This window comes from Pseudomonas putida (genome assembly GCF_028682475.1).
Taxonomy (GTDB): domain Bacteria; phylum Pseudomonadota; class Gammaproteobacteria; order Pseudomonadales; family Pseudomonadaceae; genus Aquipseudomonas; species Aquipseudomonas putida_AG.
Genome location: NZ_JANHLE010000032.1, coordinates 1 through 17,358, shown reverse-complemented (window position 1 = coordinate 17,358; position 17,358 = coordinate 1). Strand labels below are relative to the sequence as shown.

General features: G+C 61.0%; 16 protein-coding genes. 14 read left to right on the top strand and 2 right to left on the bottom strand.

Features of this window, described 5'->3' with window-relative positions; all coding sequences use genetic code 11:
* Window positions 1-62: 62 nt before the first annotated feature.
* From NPS47_RS21460 to NPS47_RS21425, 8 genes are all read left to right on the top strand, one after another.
* Window positions 63-779 carry a response regulator gene (locus tag NPS47_RS21460; protein ID WP_198325379.1) on the top strand — a complete coding sequence of 239 codons (717 nt, stop codon included), beginning with the start codon at window positions 63-65 and terminating at the stop codon, window positions 777-779.
* Between the two features lie 43 nt (window positions 780-822).
* The gene (locus NPS47_RS21455) at window positions 823-2,217 is read left to right on the top strand and encodes a sensor histidine kinase (RefSeq protein WP_274296811.1); all 1,395 of its coding nucleotides are present in this window, start codon (window positions 823-825) and stop codon (window positions 2,215-2,217) included.
* A gap of 144 nt (window positions 2,218-2,361) precedes the next feature.
* The gene (locus NPS47_RS21450) at window positions 2,362-3,624 is read left to right on the top strand and encodes an ABC transporter substrate-binding protein (RefSeq protein ID WP_274296776.1); all 1,263 of its coding nucleotides are present in this window, start codon (window positions 2,362-2,364) and stop codon (window positions 3,622-3,624) included.
* A 96-nt stretch (window positions 3,625-3,720) separates the two neighbouring features.
* Window positions 3,721-4,629 carry a carbohydrate ABC transporter permease gene (locus tag NPS47_RS21445; RefSeq protein ID WP_274296775.1) on the top strand — a complete coding sequence of 303 codons (909 nt, stop codon included), beginning with the start codon at window positions 3,721-3,723 and terminating at the stop codon, window positions 4,627-4,629.
* On the top strand, window positions 4,622-5,467 hold the full coding sequence (locus NPS47_RS21440) for a carbohydrate ABC transporter permease (RefSeq protein WP_274296774.1): 846 nt from the start codon (window positions 4,622-4,624) through the stop codon (window positions 5,465-5,467). The genes NPS47_RS21445 and NPS47_RS21440 overlap by 8 nt, the downstream gene beginning before the upstream one ends.
* A gap of 6 nt (window positions 5,468-5,473) precedes the next feature.
* Entirely contained in the window at window positions 5,474-6,631 is a 1,158-nt protein-coding gene (locus tag NPS47_RS21435) for an ABC transporter ATP-binding protein (RefSeq protein ID WP_274296773.1), read from the top strand.
* Between the two features lie 54 nt (window positions 6,632-6,685).
* On the top strand, window positions 6,686-8,032 hold the full coding sequence (locus NPS47_RS21430) for a carbohydrate porin (RefSeq protein WP_274296772.1): 1,347 nt from the start codon (window positions 6,686-6,688) through the stop codon (window positions 8,030-8,032).
* Between the two features lie 118 nt (window positions 8,033-8,150).
* Window positions 8,151-9,005 carry a D-hexose-6-phosphate mutarotase gene (locus tag NPS47_RS21425; protein WP_274296771.1) on the top strand — a complete coding sequence of 285 codons (855 nt, stop codon included), beginning with the start codon at window positions 8,151-8,153 and terminating at the stop codon, window positions 9,003-9,005.
* On the opposite strand, the gene hexR is transcribed toward NPS47_RS21425, so the two are convergent.
* Entirely contained in the window at window positions 8,998-9,858 is an 861-nt protein-coding gene (gene hexR / locus NPS47_RS21420) for a DNA-binding transcriptional regulator HexR (protein WP_174242320.1), read from the bottom strand. The genes NPS47_RS21425 and hexR overlap by 8 nt on opposite strands.
* Window positions 9,859-10,071: 213 nt before the next feature.
* Between hexR and zwf the strand changes: the two genes are divergently transcribed.
* The 5 genes from zwf to NPS47_RS21395 all read left to right on the top strand — a co-directional run bounded on the left by zwf (window position 10,072) and on the right by NPS47_RS21395 (window position 14,592).
* Window positions 10,072-11,541, top strand: coding sequence for a glucose-6-phosphate dehydrogenase (zwf, locus tag NPS47_RS21415; protein WP_274296770.1), 1,470 nt, complete (start codon window positions 10,072-10,074; stop codon window positions 11,539-11,541).
* Complete coding sequence (gene pgl / locus NPS47_RS21410; RefSeq protein WP_274296769.1) at window positions 11,528-12,241, top strand: 6-phosphogluconolactonase; 714 nt, start codon at window positions 11,528-11,530, stop codon at window positions 12,239-12,241. The genes zwf and pgl overlap by 14 nt, the downstream gene beginning before the upstream one ends.
* Window positions 12,242-12,258: 17 nt before the next feature.
* The gene (locus NPS47_RS21405; protein ID WP_274296768.1) at window positions 12,259-12,933 is read left to right on the top strand and encodes a bifunctional 4-hydroxy-2-oxoglutarate aldolase/2-dehydro-3-deoxy-phosphogluconate aldolase; all 675 of its coding nucleotides are present in this window, start codon (window positions 12,259-12,261) and stop codon (window positions 12,931-12,933) included.
* 154 nt (window positions 12,934-13,087) lie between these two features.
* Window positions 13,088-13,825, top strand: a complete 738-nt coding sequence (locus tag NPS47_RS21400; RefSeq protein WP_274296767.1) for a monalysin family beta-barrel pore-forming toxin — start codon at window positions 13,088-13,090, stop codon at window positions 13,823-13,825.
* 65 nt (window positions 13,826-13,890) lie between these two features.
* Window positions 13,891-14,592 (top strand): monalysin family beta-barrel pore-forming toxin, encoded by a 702-nt coding sequence (locus NPS47_RS21395; protein WP_274296766.1) that lies wholly within the window; start codon window positions 13,891-13,893, stop codon window positions 14,590-14,592.
* A 98-nt stretch (window positions 14,593-14,690) separates the two neighbouring features.
* Here the strand turns inward: NPS47_RS21395 and leuA are convergent, their stop codons facing one another.
* A complete protein-coding gene (gene leuA, locus NPS47_RS21390) occupies window positions 14,691-16,367 on the bottom strand; it encodes a 2-isopropylmalate synthase (RefSeq protein WP_274296765.1) in 1,677 nt (558 codons plus the stop codon).
* Window positions 16,368-16,890: 523 nt separating this feature from the next.
* Between leuA and NPS47_RS21385 the strand changes: the two genes are divergently transcribed.
* A partial coding sequence (locus tag NPS47_RS21385; protein ID WP_274296764.1) for a contractile injection system protein, VgrG/Pvc8 family occupies window positions 16,891-17,358 on the top strand: 468 nt, incomplete at its 3' end.

The window sequence follows — 17,358 nt, the reverse complement described above, 5'->3', positions numbered from 1 at the left end:
AAACCGCAATCGCGGGGCAAGCCCGCTCCCACAGGCTGGACTGCCCCACAAGGAATTACACGGTGAGCAAGTCGATACTGCTGGTCGACGATGACCAGGACATCCGCGAACTGCTGCAAACTTACCTGAGCCGCGCCGGTTTCAGCGTCCAGGCGGTTGCTGATGGCCAGGGCTTTCGCCAGGCCCTGGACGACAGCGATTGCGACCTGGTGATCCTCGACGTGATGCTGCCCGATGAAGACGGCTTCAGCCTGTGCCGCTGGGTGCGCCAGCATCCACGCCTGGCCCAGGTGCCAATCATCATGCTCACCGCCAGTTCCGATGAAGCCGACCGGGTCATCGGTCTGGAGCTGGGCGCCGATGATTACCTGGGCAAGCCCTTCAGTCCACGCGAATTGCAGGCACGAATCAAGGCCCTGTTGCGTCGCGCCGGTTTCGGCCAGGAGCGCAATGGCGGTGATGTACTGGCCTTCGATGACTGGCGCCTGGATACGGTCAGTCACCGCTTGTTTCACCGCGACGGTGAAGAGGTGATTCTCTCCGGCGCCGACTTTGCCTTGCTCAAGCTGTTCCTCGATCACCCGCAGCAAATCCTCGACCGCGACACCATCGGCAACGCCACCCGTGGACGTGAACCGATGCCTCTGGACCGCATTGTCGATATGGCGGTCAGCCGCTTGCGCCAACGCCTGCGCGACACGCACAAGCCGCCGCGGCTGATTCGAACCGTACGTGGCAGTGGTTACCTGTTGGCGGCCAGTGTTGCGCCCGCGCACTGAGGGGCGCTGGCGTCTGCCGCTGCCGCGCTCGTTGCTCGGGCGCATGCTGCTGTTGACCCTGCTGGTGGTGTTACTGGCCCAGGGCCTGTCGAGCCTGATCTGGCTGTCGCAGCTGCGCGCCAGTCAGCTTGAAGGGCTGGTGGCCAGCGCCCGCAGCCTGGCCCATTCGATGAGCGCCAGCGTCAGTTATTTTCGCTCGTTGCCGGTGGCCTACCGGCCCATGGTGCTCGACCAGTTACGCAACATGGGCGGCACCCGTTTTGTGGTCTCGCTCAACGACAAACCCCTGGACATGCAGGCGCTGCCACCGACCCCGCGCAAGCAGGCGGTGATCAGCGCGGTGGACGAAGTGCTGCGCCAGCGCCTCGGCACGCAGATGGATATCTCCCTGGAGTTCGTCAGCCCCCAGGACCTGCGGATCTTCAACAGCGGCCTGAAGCTCGATGAGCTGCCGCGCTCCTGGGCGCATTACGCGCTGACCCTGGAGCCGGTCAATCCACCGGTACTGGTCACCCAGATCCGTCTCGGCGAAGGCGAGTGGCTGTACATCGCCTCGTTGATGCCCGAGCCCTACACCAGCCTCGAAGACGAAGGCCTGCCGCGTCAGCAGCTGTGGTTCATCGGCCTGACCAGCTTCTTCCTGCTGCTGTTCATCGGCCTGCTGGTGCATTGGCAGAGTCGCCCGCTCAAGCGCCTGGCGCGGGCGGCGCGGGAGATGTCGCTGGGCGCTGATGTCGAGCCTGTAGTGGAGGGCGGCGGCAGCGAGGTGGTCGAAGTCGGCCGGGCCTTCAATGCCATGCGTGAGCGCATCAGCCGCTACCTGACCGAGCGCAGCCAGTTGTTCAGCGCCATCTCCCATGACCTGCGCACACCGATTACCCGGCTGCGCCTGCGTGTCGAGTTGCTTGAGGACGAGCAGCAACAAGCCAAGTTCAGTCGCGACCTGGACGAGCTGGAGATGCTGGTCAAAGGCGCGCTGCAATGCGTGAAAGATACGGATATCCACGAGAACATCGAAGCCATCGACCTCAATCATGCCCTCGATTGTCTGGTCGAGCCGTACCTGGCCAGTGCCCGCGTTACCGTGCAGGGCAGGGCGCTTGCCCCGTACCCCGGCAAGCCGCTGGCGCTGCGTCGGTGCATGGGCAACCTGATCGACAATGCCCTGAAGTACGGCGAGCGGGCGCACCTGCGCGTGCTGGACAGTGATTCAGGGTTCGTTCTGCAGGTGGACGATGAAGGTCCGGGGGTGCCCGAACAGCGTCTGGAGCAGGTTTTCGAACCGCATTTTCGTCTGGCCGGGCAACAGCAGGGCTACGGCCTGGGCCTGGGAATCGCGCGCAACATCGCCCACAGCCACGGTGGCGAAGTGAGTTTGCGTAATCTGCAGGGCGGCGGTTTGCGGGTGACCTTGAGCCTGCCCCGCAGCAGCGACTGACCTGTCCATCTGGCGAATGTCACCGCTTGGTGACATTCGCGCGTCCCTTCGTTACCTGCGCCCCTGTCGCGGCTGGTTAGACTCCGATGCAAGCGCAAGCACCACGACTTGCACCTGCATAACAACAAGAAAAGGTTCCGCCCCATGAATGCGATCAATCGCCTCGCCGCTGTTGTTTCCCTCGCATCTTTGTTGCCGCTGAGCGCCATGGCCGCCGATACCGGTACTGTCGAAGTCTTGCACTGGTGGACTTCCGGTGGCGAAGCCAAGGCTGTTGAAACCCTCAAGGCCCAGGTGCAGAAAGACGGTTTTATCTGGAAAGACAACGCCGTGGCCGGTGGTGGTGGCGCTGCGGCGATGACCGTGCTCAAGACCCGAGCCATTTCCGGCAACCCGCCCGCCGCTGCGCAGATCAAGGGGCCGGACATCCAGGAGTGGGGCGCGCTGGGCCTGCTGACCGAACTCGATGAGGTGTCCACAGCCAACAACTGGGACAGCCTGCTGCCGCAGAAAGTCGCCGAGATCATGAAGTACGACGGTCATTACGTGGCGGTGCCGGTGAACATCCACCGGGTCAACTGGTTGTGGATCAACCCGCAAGTGTTCGACAAGGCCGGCGCCAAAGTGCCGACCACCCTCGATGAGCTTTTCGCCGCTGCCGACAAGCTCAAGGCCGCCGGCTTCATCCCCCTGGCCCATGGCGGCCAGCCTTGGCAGGACAGCACGGTGTTCGAGGACCTGGCCCTGAGCATTCTCGGTCCCAAGGGTTATCACGCGGCTTTCGTCGATCTCGATGAAAAGACCCTGACCGGCGAACAGATGGTCGAGGTGTTCAAGACCCTGCAACGCCTGGGCACCTACATGGACCCCAACCGCGCCGGGCGTGACTGGAACATCGCCGCCGCCGAAGTCATCAACGGCAAGGCCGGCATGCAGATCATGGGCGACTGGGCCAAGAGCGAATGGACGGCGGCTGGCAAGGTCGCCGGCAAGGATTACCAGTGCGTGGCCTTCCCCGGCACCCAGGGCAGCTTCGCCTACAACATCGACTCGCTGGCGATGTTCAAGCTCAAGAACGACAACGACATCAAGGCTCAGAACGATCTGGCCAAGGTCGCTCTGGAGCCGCAGTTCCAGACCGTGTTCAACCAGAACAAGGGCTCGTTGCCGGTGCGCCAGGACATGGACATGAGTCAGTTCGACGCCTGCACGCAGAAGTCGGCGGTGGACTTCAAAGACGCTGAAAAAGGCGATGGCCTGCAACCGAGCATGGCCCACAACATGGCGACCACCCTGGCGGTGCAGGGGGCGATCTTCGATGTGGTGACCAACTTCCTCAACGACCCGAAAGCGGATCCCGCGACGGCGGTCAAACAGCTGAACTCGGCGATCAAGTCGGCCAAGTAACGGTTTGCTGGCCTCTTCGCGGGGCAAGCCCGCTCCCACCGGTGACCACTGTGGGAGCGGGCTTGCCCCGCGATAATCACCACACGAGATCTCGCTATGAGCACTGTTGCCACCCTCAACAAGGCCTCGCCTGTCGACGCCTTGCAACGCTGGCTACCGAAACTGGTACTGGCGCCGAGCATGCTGATTGTCCTGGTGGGCTTTTATGGCTACATCTTCTGGACCTTCATCCTCTCCTTCACCAACTCCAGCTTCATGCCCAGCTACAAGTGGGTAGGGCTGGCGCAGTACGCGCGGCTGATGGAAAACGACCGCTGGTGGGTGGCGAGCAAGAACCTGCTGCTGTTCGGCGGTCTGTTCATCGCCATCAGCCTGGTGATCGGCGTGCTGCTGGCGGTGCTGCTCGACCAGCGCATTCGCCGCGAAGGGTTTATCCGCACGGTTTACCTGTACCCCATGGCATTGTCGATGATCGTCACCGGCACCGCCTGGAAGTGGCTGCTCAATCCCGGCCTGGGCCTGGACAAGATGCTCCGTGACTGGGGCTGGGAAGGCTTTCGCCTGGACTGGCTGGTGGACCCGGACCGGGTCGTCTACTGCCTGGTGATCGCGGCGGTGTGGCAAGCCTCGGGCTTTGTCATGGCGCTGTTCCTGGCGGGGCTGCGCAGCGTCGATCAGTCGATCATCCGCGCCGCGCAAGTCGATGGTGCCAGCCTGCCGAGCATCTACCTGCGCATCGTCCTGCCGAGCCTGCGCCCGGTGTTTTTCAGTGCGCTGATGATCCTCGCCCATATCGCGATCAAGAGTTTCGACCTGGTTGCGGCGATGACCGCAGGCGGCCCGGGATATTCCTCGGACCTGCCGGCGATGTTCATGTACTCCTTCACCTTCAGCCGCGGGCAGATGGGCATGGGCTCGGCAAGCGCAATCCTGATGCTTGGCGCGATCCTGTCGATCCTGGTGCCTTACCTGTATTCGGAACTGAGGAACAAGCGCCATGACTAGAACCCTGGCACCCCGTAGGTTCAACGTCAGTCGGGTGGCGATCTACGCCACCCTGTTGCTGGCCTGCGCGCTGTACCTGATTCCGCTGATCGTGATGTTGCTGACCAGCTTCAAATCGCCGGAAGACATCCGCACCGGCAACCTGCTGAGCTGGCCTGAGGCGATCACCGGTATCGGCTGGATCAAGGCCTGGGACACAGTAGGCGGCTACTTCTGGAACTCGGTGAAGATCACTGTACCGGCGGTACTGATCTCGACCTTGCTCGGTGCGCTCAACGGCTATGTCCTGTCGATGTGGCGCTTTCGTGGCTCGCAGCTGTTCTTCGGTCTGCTGCTGTTCGGCTGCTTCCTGCCGTTCCAGACCGTGCTGCTGCCCGCGTCCTTCACCCTCGGCAAACTCGGCCTGGCCAGCACTACCAGCGGCTTGGTGCTGGTGCACATCGTCTACGGCCTGGCCTTCACCACGCTGTTCTTCCGCAACTATTACTGCAGTGTGCCGGACGCCCTGGTGCGCGCGGCGCGGCTGGACGGGGCGGGGTTCTTCACCATCTTCGGACGGATCCTGCTGCCGATGTCGGTGCCGATCATCATGGTCTGCCTGATCTGGCAATTCACCCAGATCTGGAACGACTTTCTCTTCGGGGTGGTGTTCGCCAGTGGCGACGCGCAACCGATTACCGTGGCCTTGAACAACCTGGTCAACACCAGCACCGGGGTCAAGGAATACAACGTCGACATGGCGGCGGCGATGATCGCCGGCTTACCGACCCTGTTGGTCTATGTGCTGGCTGGCAAGTATTTCCTGCGCGGGCTTACTGCCGGCGCGGTCAAGGGGTGAAACAACATGGCAACGCTTGAACTGCGCAACGTCAACAAGACCTACGGCAGCGGTCTACCCGATACCCTGAAGCATATCGACCTGGCGATTGATTCCGGCGAGTTCCTGATTCTTGTCGGCCCTTCCGGCTGCGGCAAGTCGACCTTGATGAACTGCATTGCCGGCCTCGAACAGATCACCGGCGGCGCGATCCTGGTGGACGAGGCCGACATCAGCGGCATGAGCCCCAAGGACCGCGATATCGCCATGGTCTTTCAGTCCTATGCGCTGTACCCGACGATGAACGTGCGCGACAACATCGCCTTCGGTTTGAAGATGCGCAAGATGCCTGCCGCGGCGATTGATGAAGAAGTGGCGCGGGTAGCCAAGCTGCTGCAGATCGAGCACCTGCTGACGCGCAAGCCCGGCCAGCTCTCCGGTGGCCAGCAGCAGCGCGTGGCCATGGGCCGGGCGCTGGCGCGGCGGCCGAAGATCTACCTGTTCGACGAGCCGCTGTCCAACCTCGACGCCAAGCTGCGGGTGGAGATGCGCACCGAAATCAAGCTGATGCACCAGCGCCTGAAGACCACCACGGTGTACGTCACCCACGACCAGATCGAAGCCATGACCCTGGGTGACAAGGTGGCGGTGATGAAGGACGGCCTGATCCAGCAGTTCGGTACGCCACAGCAGATCTACAACGATCCGGCCAATCTGTTTGTCGCCAGCTTCATCGGTTCGCCACCGATGAACTTCATTCCGCTGCGTCTGCAGCGCAAGGACGGGCGCTTGCAGGCCTTGCTCGACAGTGGTCAGGCGCGCTGCGAACTACCCTTGGGAATCAGTGATACAGGGCTTGAAGAGCGTGAGGTGATCCTCGGTATCCGTCCCGAACAGATCGCTCTGGCGCCAGGCCAGGCCAATGGCCTGCCGAGCATTCGCGCCGAGGTGCAGGTCACCGAGCCGACCGGCCCCGACCTGCTGGTGTTCGTCACCCTCAACCAGACCAAGGTCTGCTGCCGCCTGGCGCCGGATGTGGCGACCCAGGTGGGGGATACCCTGAACCTGCAGTTCGATCCAGCCCGGGTGCTGTTGTTCGATGCCGCCACTGGCGAGCGCCTGGGGGTGAAGGTCAGGCCACAGCAGTCCGGCCAGGACAATGTCGCGCAATTCAAGGGTCGTTGAATTCATTGCAAGTCGTACATGCCCATCAAGAACAATAAAACGAGGAAACACGGGATGGATCACTTCAAACGCATCAAGCCGCTGGTTCCGCTGAGCCTGCTGGCGGCCTTCGGGGTCAGCTGCGGGGCGCATGCGGCTGGCGCCTTTGCCCCGGAGTCGAAATGGATGAGCGGCGATTGGGGCGGCACCCGCACCGAATTGCTGGAGAAGGGCTACGACTTCACCCTCGACTACGTCGGTGAGGTGGCAGGCAACCTCGACGGCGGTTACAACGACGACAAGACCGCGCGCTACAGCGACCAGTTCGCCTTGGGCGCGCAGCTGGATCTGGAGAAGATCTTCGGCTGGCATGACACCGAGTTCAAACTGGCGATCACCGAGCGCAGCGGACGCAACCTGTCCAACGACCGCATCAGCGATCCGCGTGCCGGGCAGTTCAGTTCGGTGCAGGAGGTCTGGGGCCGTGGCCAGACCTGGCGGCTGACCCAGATGTGGATCAAGCAGCAGTACTTCGATGGTGCCCTGGACGTGAAGTTCGGCCGTTTTGGCGAAGGCGAAGACTTCAACAGCTTCCCGTGCGACTTCCAGAACCTGGCGTTCTGCGGTTCTCAGGTCGGCAACTGGGTGGGCGGGATCTGGTACAACTGGCCGGTCAGCCAGTGGGCGCTGCGGGTCAAGTACAACATCACCCCGGAGTTTTTCGCCCAGGTCGGGGTGTATGAGCAGAACCCCTCCAACCTTGAGACCGGCAATGGATTCAAGCTCAGCGGCAGTGGCACCGAAGGCATGATCCTGCCGGTGGAGCTGGTCTGGTCGCCGAAGGTCAATGAGCTGCCGGGTGAATACCGTCTGGGTTATTACTACAGCACCGCCAAGGCCGACGATGTCTTCGATGACGTCAATGGCCAGCCCCAGGCGATTACCGGCAACGACTTCAAGTCGCACTCCAGCAAGCATGGCTGGTGGGTCGTGGCGCAGCAGCAGGTGACCGCACACAACGGCGATGCCAGCCGTGGCTTGAGCCTGTTCGCCAACTTCACCGTGCATGACAAGGCCACCAACGTGGTCGATAACTACCAGCAGCTGGGCATGGTCTACAAGGGCGCCTTCGATGCTCGGCCCAAGGATGACATCGGCTTTGGCGTGGCGCGGATTCACGTCAACGATGATGTGAAGGATCGCGCCGAGCTGCTCAATCAGCAGAGCGGCATTGAGGATTACAACAACCCGGCCTTCGTGCCGATCCAGGAGACCGAATACAACGCCGAGCTGTATTACGGCTTCCATGTCACAAACTGGCTGACCGTACGCCCCAACCTGCAATACATCAAAAGTCCGGGCGGGGTGGACGAGGTGGACAACGCGCTGGTCGCGGGTTTGAAGATTCAGTCGTCGTTCTGAGGCAATATGTTGTAAATTTACGAGCTTATCGCGGGGCAAGCCCGCTCCCACAGGTTCTACTCCTGTGGGAGCGGGCTTGCCCCGCGATGGCCCCAACTAACAACAAGAGTCCCAGGTTATGCCCGAGCACCCGCTACAACGCTTCTTCACCTCGCAGAGGCCGCGACCGACCTTCGAGTGGGAGCGTTATCAGCAGCGCGATGTGCTGATCATCGATCATCCCCGGTGCCAGGCCGTATTCAGCCGCCAGGGCGCGCAGTTGCTGCACTTCCAGCCCACGGGCGAACGCCCCTGGTTGTGGTGCGCCGCGCAGTGGCCGCAAGTCGGCGCCATTCGTGGCGGTGTTCCAGTGTGCTGGCCGTGGTACGGTCGCCATCCCAGCGAAGACATGTGGCCGGCGCACGGCTGGGCGCGTTTGCTCGACTGGAAACTGATCGACAGCAGCGAGGACGAAGAGGGCGTGACGCTCAAATGGCGTTTGCAGTTGTGCGACTGGCAGGTCGACCTGTTGGCCAGGTTAGGCGAGCGCATGGAGTTGCAGCTCAGTACCGAACACCAGGACAGTCAACCGTGTCAGCTGAGTCATGCTCTGCTGGCCTACTGGCGTATTAGTGACGTTTCCGAGATAGCGCTATCCGGGCTAGAAAACATTGAGGGTTACGACCGTTTGAACCGTCAGGCCTGCCTTCAGAAGGGCGCCTTGAAGGTGCATGGCGGCTGTCAGCGGGTGTTTCCCAATGCAGCGACCGTGCAACTGCACGACCCGGCCTGGCAACGACAGCTGAGCATCGATACCGGTGACAGCGAGGACACCATCGTCTGGCACCCGGGCAGCCGGCCGTTGATGGGCGTCAGCAGCAGTGAAACCCTGGGCTTCGTCTGCGTCGAGGCGGCCAGTGGCAGCAGCGACAGCCTGAGCCTGGCGCCGGGAGAGCAGGCACACCTGCGGTTGCAGGCGCAGTTGCTCAGTTGAGTTCGTCGTCGATCGGGTAGCGGCTGGCGTTGAGGCTTTCCTTGATCTTGCGCAGGTGCGGCTGGAAGTCCACGCCGCGGCGCAAGGTCATGCCGGTGGCCAGGACGTCGAGCACCGTCAGCTGAATGATCCGCGAAGTCATCGGCATGTAAATATCGGTGTCTTCTGGCAGCGGTATGTTCAGGCTCAGGCTGCTGGCCTTGGCCAGGGGCGAATCGGCGGCAGTCAGGCCGAGCACCGAGGCACCGTTTTCCCGAGCCAGGCGCGCGACTTCGACCAGCTCGCGGGTACGCCCGGTGTAGGAGATGATGACGAACAGCTCGCCGGTGTGGGCGACCGAGGCCAGCATGCGCTGCATCAGCACATCGGCATGGGCCGAGACGGCCAGGTTGAAGCGGAAGAACTTGTGCTGGGCATCCAGCGCCACTGGTGCCGAGGCGCCGAGGCCGAAGAAGTGGATCTGCCGGGCCTGGATCAGCATGTCGACGGCGCGGCTGATCAGCTGCGGATCGAGTTGCTGGCAGGCGCTGTCGAGCGAGGCGATGGCGCTGCCGAAGATCTTCTGGGTGTAGGACGCCGGATCGTCATCGGCTTCAACTGCCCGGCTGACGTAAGCGGCGCCGCTGGCCAGGCTCTGGGCCAGCTGCAGCTTGAGTTCAGGGTAGCCACTGACGCCGAACGAACGGCAGAAGCGGTTCACCGTCGGTTCGCTGACCTTGGCCGCCTGGGCCAGGGCGGCGATGCTGAAACGGGTGGCTTGCTGAGGGTTGAGCAGGATGACTTCGGCGACTTTGCGCTCAGCCTTGTTCAGCTCTTCGAGGCGGCCCTGGATCTGCTCCAGGAGGTTTCGCACGCGGTCCATGGGTATGTTCCTTGGGTCGATGAGGCAGCCCGCTGCCGAGGGCAGAGGGCTTTTGACGCGGTGGCCTATCGTACTGATGGCATGGGAGGCACACCACTTGAATCTGTGTTTCGGATAAAATGTTGTGGTTTTTACTACATTATTCCTTGAAAACTGCGATTGAAAACGGTATTTCTACGTCAACTTGATAAAAGAACCAACATCATGGCATCGATCAGCGTTGAACCTTGCACCTTTGCCCTGTTTGGCGCCCTTGGCGACCTGGCCTTGCGCAAGCTGTTTCCGGCGCTGTACCAGCTCGATCGCGCCGACTTGCTGCATGCTGATACCCGTGTGCTGGCCCTGGCCCGCGAGCCGGGCAGTGTTGAAGCGCACCTGGTATCGATCGAGGCGCATCTGCGAGAGTTTGTTCCGCAAGGGCAGATCGAAGACTTGGTGTTGCAGCGTTTTCTTGCGCGCTTGAGCTATCTGCATGTCGACTTCCTCAAGGTCGAGGACTACCAGGCGCTGGCCGAGCAGGTCAGCGGCGACCGCCAGCTGATCGCTTACTTCGCCACACCGGCGGCGGTCTATGGCGGAATTTGCGAAAACCTCGACAAGGTCGGCCTCAGTGCGCGCACGCGGGTGGTGCTGGAAAAACCCATCGGCCATGACCTGGATTCTTCGCGGCGGGTCAATGATGCGGTGGCGCAGTACTTCCCGGAAGACCGCGTCTATCGCATCGACCATTACCTGGGCAAGGAAACCGTACAGAACCTCATTGCCCTGCGCTTTGCCAACAGCCTGTTCGAAACCCAGTGGAACCAGAATTCGATCTCCCATGTGGAAATCACCGTCGCCGAGAAGGTCGGGATCGAAGGGCGCTGGGGCTATTTCGACAAAGCCGGGCAACTGCGCGACATGATCCAGAACCACTTGTTGCAGTTGCTCTGCCTGATTGCCATGGACCCGCCCAGCGATCTCTCTGCCGACAGCATCCGCAACGAGAAGGTCAAAGTACTCAAGGCCCTGGCACCGATCACTGGCGAAGGCCTGAGCACTCACGTGGTGCGTGGCCAGTACATCGCCGGTTACAGCGAAGGCAAGCCGGTGCCCGGTTACCTGGAAGAAGACAACGCCAACGCCCAGAGCGACACCGAAACCTTTGTCGCCCTGCGCGCCGATATCCGCAACTGGCGCTGGGCCGGCGTGCCGTTCTACCTGCGAACCGGCAAGCGCATGCCGCAGAAACTGTCGCAGATCGTCATCCACTTCAAGGAAACCCCGCACTACATCTTCGCCCCGGAACAGCGTTTGCAGATCGGCAACAAGCTGATCATTCGCTTGCAGCCGGACGAAGGTATTTCCTTGCGGGTGATGACCAAGGAGCAGGGCCTGGACAAGGGTATGCAACTGCGCAGCGGGCCATTGCAGCTGAATTTTTCCGACACCTGGCGCAGCGCGCGGATTCCCGATGCCTATGAGCGCTTGTTGCTGGAAGTGATGCGCGGCAACCAGAACCTGTTTGTGCGCAAGGACGAAATCGAATACGCGTGGAAGTGGTGCGATCAGCTGATTGCCGGCTGGAAGAACAGCGGCGATGCCCCCAAGCCTTATGCCGCTGGCTCCTGGGGGCCGATGAGCTCGATTGCATTGATTACCCGTGATGGGAGGTCTTGGTATGGCGATATCTGAACTGCAACTGCCGGCTAACGTGACGGCCCATGATTTCAACGGCGCCACGCAGCTGGCCGAAGGCCTGGCCAAGGACGTCGCCGCGCGCCTGAAGGCCGCGATCGCGGCCAACGGCCAAGCTACTCTGGTGGTGTCCGGTGGACGCAGCCCGGTGGCGTTTTTCCAGGCACTGATCCAGCACCCGCTGGACTGGTCGAAGGTCTTGGTGACCCTGGCCGATGAGCGCTGGGTGCCGGTCGAGCATGCCGACAGCAATGCCGGTCTGCTCAAGCGCCATCTGTTGACCGGCAACGCCGCCAAGGCACGTTTCCTTGGTTTGTACCGCGCCGCTGCCAGCCTTGAAGCGGCGGCGCTGGAAGCCGATCAGGCGCTCGCTGAGCTATCGGGCATCGACGTGCTGGTGCTCGGCATGGGTGATGACGGCCATACCGCTTCGCTGTTCCCGGGCAGCCCGAACCTGACCGAAGGCCTTGATCCGCAGAGTGCGCGTCGTTGCCTGCCGATGCTGGCGCCGACGGTGCCGCATCAGCGCCTGAGCATGACCCGTGCCTTGCTGGCCAAGGCCGGTTACACCGCCTTGTCCGTGCAAGGCCCGGGCAAACTCGCTACCCTGCGCGCCGCGCTGGCCGGCGATGACCTGGCCGAAATGCCGATTCGCGCCTTCTTACGAGACCCTCTGGATATTTACTGGTGCCCATGAGCCAAGGATCCGCCGTTATGACCACGCATGAACTGAAACAGCCGGGAGTTTCCATGGCCGACAAGATTGCCCGGATCGATCAGATCTGCACCCAGGCGCGCATTCTGCCGGTGATCACCATCGCCCGCGAAGCAGACATCCTGCCCCTGGCCGATGCCCTGGCTGCCGGTGGCATCAAGACCCTGGAAGTGACCCTGCGCTCGGCGCACGGCCTGAAAGCCATCCAGGTGCTGCGTGAACAGCGGCCGGAGCTGTGCGTGGGCGCCGGCACCGTGCTGGATCGCAAGATGCTCGCTGCCGTGGAAGCGGCGGGTGCGCAGTTTGTGGTCACGCCAGGTGTTACCCAGGACATTCTTGAGGCGGGTGTGCAAAGTGACCTGGCGTTGCTGCCGGGGATCAGCACGCCCTCGGAATTGATGATGGGCTACGCCCTCGGTTATCGCCGCTTCAAGCTGTTTCCAGCGGAAATCAGCGGCGGTGTGGCGGCGATCAAGGCCTACGGCGGTCCGTTCGGTGATGTGCGTTTCTGCCCGACCGGTGGGGTCAACCCGGGGAATGTGAAGAGTTATATGGCCCTGCCCAATGTCATGTGCGTGGGCGGCACCTGGATGCTCGACAGTAGCTGGATCAAGAACGGCGAGTGGTCGCGGATTACTGACTGCAGCGCCGAGGCATTGGCACTGCTGGACTGAACTGAATCGTTGTGTGCTACACGGCTTTGAGGTGCGCTTGGTCGGCGCGCCTCTTTTTTTGCCTGCGCTTTTTGAGGAACTACCTCCTGCTGCCACAGTACTCCGCAGAGTTTCTAGCATGGCGACACTTGGATAGCTCAGCAGGAGAGCATCAATGTCAGAGTTCACCGAAGATCGTGCGGCAACGTACAGCGCAGACGACTGGCCGCTGAAAAAGGGTAATCACACTATCGAGCGCCACCTGTTGGCAGGGAAGCATCTCAACCTGGCCTGCTGGGTTGACGGGCAGACGGTTTATGGCGATGTGAAGATCGCCGGGCAGGCCTGGGGCACCTATACCCGCCCGGTGTTCGCCTACCTGGTTGCGGTCGAGACGCTTAACTATGCCGCAGGTGCTCCGAGCCCCCTGGTGGCGTTCGGCAAGGGGCACAGCAAGGCGTTTCGCTGGGATGTCGACGCCGAATATGCCGTGCAGCCGGCTATTGATCGGGTCAACAAACTCTCCAATCTTCGTACCGGCTACATCGATCCTGTTGCCTGGGGCGACCCGGGCAGCAGCAGTGAAGCTGTTTCTCTGGCGGCAAGCGGCAGTTTCGCTGTCTATCAGGTTCATCTGGTGTATGCCAATTGCGCAACTTCCGCAGGCGTAGCGCTCGACTCGGCGTTCAAGGTCAGCCGCCAGCGGGTTGTGAAGGACCGGGTCGATCTGATTTATCTCTCGTCCATTGCCACGCGGCAACATGTTGCTGTCTGCAATGAAAAGGCACTCCTGCCTCTCACCTGGCAAAGTATTCAGCGTCATGTGCTCATCGATGGCTATGAGCCCGTGCTGAATGCGGGGCGTTGGGCATTCGACTTCAGTGCTTACAACAAAGTGCAACAGCGCTACTGAAACTGTCTTCTGGCGGTGGCAAGGGCGTTGCCGTCAGTCATTGCAATCAAGGAGTGAAATGCAATATGGCCAATGACCAAGTTGATTACGATTCAATGCCGGTTCATCCCGTCGGTAGAGCACCGTCGCTGCACCTGGCAACAGGTGATCTGAATGCCGGATGCTGGCTTGAGGGGAAAACGGTCCGCAGCCCGATCCATTGCGCCGGGCAGCGTTGGGACGCGTTCTCGGTACCGGTGTTCGCCTACCTTGTCGCCCATCCCATGATCGGTCTGGAGTCTGCCGAAGAACAGACCATCAAGACCAAGATTACCCAGGGTTTCAGTCATACCTTTACCCAGCATATCGAAGCCGGCTTATCGATCAGTGCCCAGGGAATGGGGGCGGAAATGAACGTGTCGTTCGAACAGAGCGATACCTGGTCTTCCAGCACTGAACAGGAAGTGGAAACCAAGCTTAAAGGCGGGAGCAACTATTTCCCGTACCAGATTCATGTGGTGTTCGCCCATTGCCTGCGTGATGGTTCTGAGGCGGATGAGTTTTTCAGTCCCTACCGAAAAGTAGTGCCTGTACTGAACGAGGACGGTCAGGTGCAGCGCGAGGACCTGTACTTTCTTTCATCGGTGGCGACCCAGACAGTGCAGTACGCACCGGCGGGAACCGAAGTCGAGATTCTGGACTGGGAAGAGATCCAGCAAAACGTGCTGATGAATCACTTTGACCCGGAGAGTAACAGCGGCAAGTGGTCGTTCGACTTTTACGGTTGAGCGCATGCGGCGTTGTCGTGGGTTGCAAGCAGTAAACAAAAATGCCCGCCTCGATGAGAGGCGGGCATTTCAGTTACACGGTTGCAGCAGCGGGTTGATCAGGCCGCCTTGCTGGCTGCCTGTTGCGTCAGCGAACGGTTCAGCGCACTGAACAATGCCTTGAAGCTGGCAGTGGTGATGTTTTCATCGATACCCACGCCGTGCACCGGGCGGCCACCGGCCACACGCAGTTCGATATAGGCTGCGGCCTTGGCGTTGGTGCCGGCACCAATGGCGTGCTCGTTGTAGTCCATGATTTCCACGGCAACCGGCAGACCGGCAACCAGGGCTTCGAGGGCGCCGTTGCCCTTGCCGCGCCAGTGCAGGGTCGTCTCGCCTTCACCGGACACTTCCACTTCCACGGCGCTGTGGCCGTTCTCTTCCTGCAGGCGATGGCTGACCAGCGCGTACGGCGCGTTGGCTTGCAAGTATTCGCGGTGCAGCAGGTTGTAGATCTGCTGGGCAGTCATTTCCAGGCCGAGGCGGTCGGTTTCGCCCTGTACCACCTGGCTGAACTCGATCTGCATGCGGCGCGGCAAGCTGATGCCGTATTCCTGCTCGAGCAGGTAGGTGATGCCGCCTTTGCCCGACTGGCTGTTGACGCGGATCACCGCCTCGTAGCTGCGACCAATGTCGGCCGGGTCGATTGGCAGGTACGGCACTTCCCACTTGGCGTCGTCTTTCTGCTGGGTGAAGCCTTTACGGATCGCGTCCTGGTGCGAGCCGGAGAAAGCGGTGTGAACCAGGTCACCGACATACGGATGACGTGGGTGCACCGGAATCTGGTTGCACTCCTCGACCACCTTGCGCACGCCGTCGATGTCGGAGAAGTCCAGTTGCGGGTCCAGGCCCTGGGTGTAGAGGTTCAACGCCAGGGTCACCAGGTCAACGTTACCGGTACGCTCGCCGTTGCCGAACAGGCAGCCTTCGACACGGTCGGCACCGGCCATCAGGCCCAGCTCGGTAGCGGCCACCCCGGTGCCACGGTCGTTGTGGGTGTGCAGGCTGATGATCACGCTGTCGCGACGGTTGACGTTGCGGCCGAACCATTCGATCTGGTCGGCGTAGATGTTCGGCGTCGAGACTTCGACGGTGGCCGGCAGGTTGAGGATGATCTTGTTGTCCGGGGTCGGGTTCCATACCTCGATCACCGCGTCACAGACTTCCTTGGCGAACTCAAGCTCCGTGGCGCTGAAGGTCTCTGGCGAATACTGGAAGGTCCACTGGGTTTCCGGCTGCTGGGCGGCGTATTTGACGAACAGCTTGGCCGCGTTCACCGCGATGTCTTTCACGCCCTGCTTGTCCTGGTTGAAGACGATGCGGCGGAACGACGGGCTGGTGGCGTTGTACAGGTGGACGATGGCCTTTTTCGCACCGCGCAGCGATTCGAAGGTACGGGCGATCAAGTCTTCACGGGCCTGGGTCAGCACCTGGATGGTGGTGTCGTCAGGAATGTGACCGTCTTCGATCAGGGTGCGAACGAAGTCGAAATCGGTTTGCGACGCCGAAGGGAAGGAGGCTTCGATCTCTTTCACGCCGACGCTGACCAGGGTCTTCCAGAAACGCAGCTTCTTTACCGCATCCATAGGCTCGATCAACGACTGGTTGCCATCACGCAGGTCGGAGCTGCACCAGATCGGCGTCTGGGTGATGGTCTTCGATGGCCAGGTACGGTCAGGCAAGTTGACGGTAGGGAAGGCGCTGTATTTTTTCGAAGGGTCTTTGAGCATGGTCATGAAAAGCAATCCTTGAATGTGCGGCCTGGAAAGGTGGCCTGCCGAACGAAAACGAGATGAAAAGGCGAGGCGACGCGATTCAGCTTGGTAGTCGTGCACTGACCAGGCAGAGGCTGCGATGTTGACGAAGCAGGATGAGGGTCTGAAAGGTTTTCATGGCTTCAACCCTAACCAGTGGGGTTAAAGATGGCAAGCGCTGCGAGAAAATTGATAGAAATGCTTAAAAAATGACAATTGTCGAAATTTTATGGCGGAAATTTAAGCAGGATGCCGATATTTTTGCGTGATGCTGCTCGCCTGGGAAATCCGCTGTCAGCACCAGCCACCCGGTGGGAGCGGGCTTGCCCCGCGAGCTTTTTCTGCCCAATCAACTGAAGACCAGAAAATACAGATGCAGTTTAGGAAGCGTCTGACATCTATTTTTTGTCGCTCTTGGTAGCGTTTCCGGGTGTTTACGCGCGCTCAGGCCCAATTTCGCTTGGGTGTTGCGTGGTTTCTCTCCCCTCCGTTTAAGGACAAACGCATGTTCGCATCGGCCAATAGCGTGCAGTTCGAATTGTTGATCCCATCGGTTCGCAATGATTTCAAGGTACTGACGTTTGACGGCACGGAAGCCATCAGCACCTTGTACGCGATTCACATTGAACTGGTCAGTGAGTACCCTGACTTCGATCTCGAAAGCCTGCTCAGTCAGCCGGCGTTCCTTCAGTTTGGCCTGAATGGCGAAGGTATCCACGGGCGGGTCGAAAATGTCTGGGACGGCGAACCCGGTACACGTCTGACCCGTTATCACCTGACCCTGGTCCCGGCCCTGCATTACTTGCAGTTCAGCCACAACCAGCGAATTTTCCAGCACCTGACGGTGCCGCAGATTATCGCCCAGGTGCTCCAGGGCCATGGCATCCAGGCCGATGCCTATAGCTTCCATGTTCGCAACAGTCCCGTGCGCGAATACTGCACGCAGTATGGGGAATCAGATCTCGACCTGGTC

Bases quoted from the DNA above. Each gene is read 5' to 3' on its own strand.
- NPS47_RS21455 (WP_274296811.1), top strand. From the start codon at position 823: ATGCTGCTGTTGACCCTGCTGGTGGTGTTACTGGCCCAGGGCCTGTCG.
- NPS47_RS21450 (WP_274296776.1), top strand. From the start codon at position 2,362: ATGAATGCGATCAATCGCCTCGCCGCTGTTGTTTCCCTCGCATCTTTG.
- NPS47_RS21445 (WP_274296775.1), top strand. From the start codon at position 3,721: ATGAGCACTGTTGCCACCCTCAACAAGGCCTCGCCTGTCGACGCCTTG.
- NPS47_RS21440 (WP_274296774.1), top strand. From the start codon at position 4,622: ATGACTAGAACCCTGGCACCCCGTAGGTTCAACGTCAGTCGGGTGGCG.
- NPS47_RS21435 (WP_274296773.1), top strand. From the start codon at position 5,474: ATGGCAACGCTTGAACTGCGCAACGTCAACAAGACCTACGGCAGCGGT.
- NPS47_RS21430 (WP_274296772.1), top strand. From the start codon at position 6,686: ATGGATCACTTCAAACGCATCAAGCCGCTGGTTCCGCTGAGCCTGCTG.
- NPS47_RS21425 (WP_274296771.1), top strand. From the start codon at position 8,151: ATGCCCGAGCACCCGCTACAACGCTTCTTCACCTCGCAGAGGCCGCGA.
- zwf (WP_274296770.1), top strand. From the start codon at position 10,072: ATGGCATCGATCAGCGTTGAACCTTGCACCTTTGCCCTGTTTGGCGCC.
- pgl (WP_274296769.1), top strand. From the start codon at position 11,528: ATGGCGATATCTGAACTGCAACTGCCGGCTAACGTGACGGCCCATGAT.
- NPS47_RS21405 (WP_274296768.1), top strand. From the start codon at position 12,259: ATGACCACGCATGAACTGAAACAGCCGGGAGTTTCCATGGCCGACAAG.
- NPS47_RS21400 (WP_274296767.1), top strand. From the start codon at position 13,088: ATGTCAGAGTTCACCGAAGATCGTGCGGCAACGTACAGCGCAGACGAC.
- NPS47_RS21395 (WP_274296766.1), top strand. From the start codon at position 13,891: ATGGCCAATGACCAAGTTGATTACGATTCAATGCCGGTTCATCCCGTC.
- leuA (WP_274296765.1), bottom strand. From the start codon at position 16,367: ATGACCATGCTCAAAGACCCTTCGAAAAAATACAGCGCCTTCCCTACC.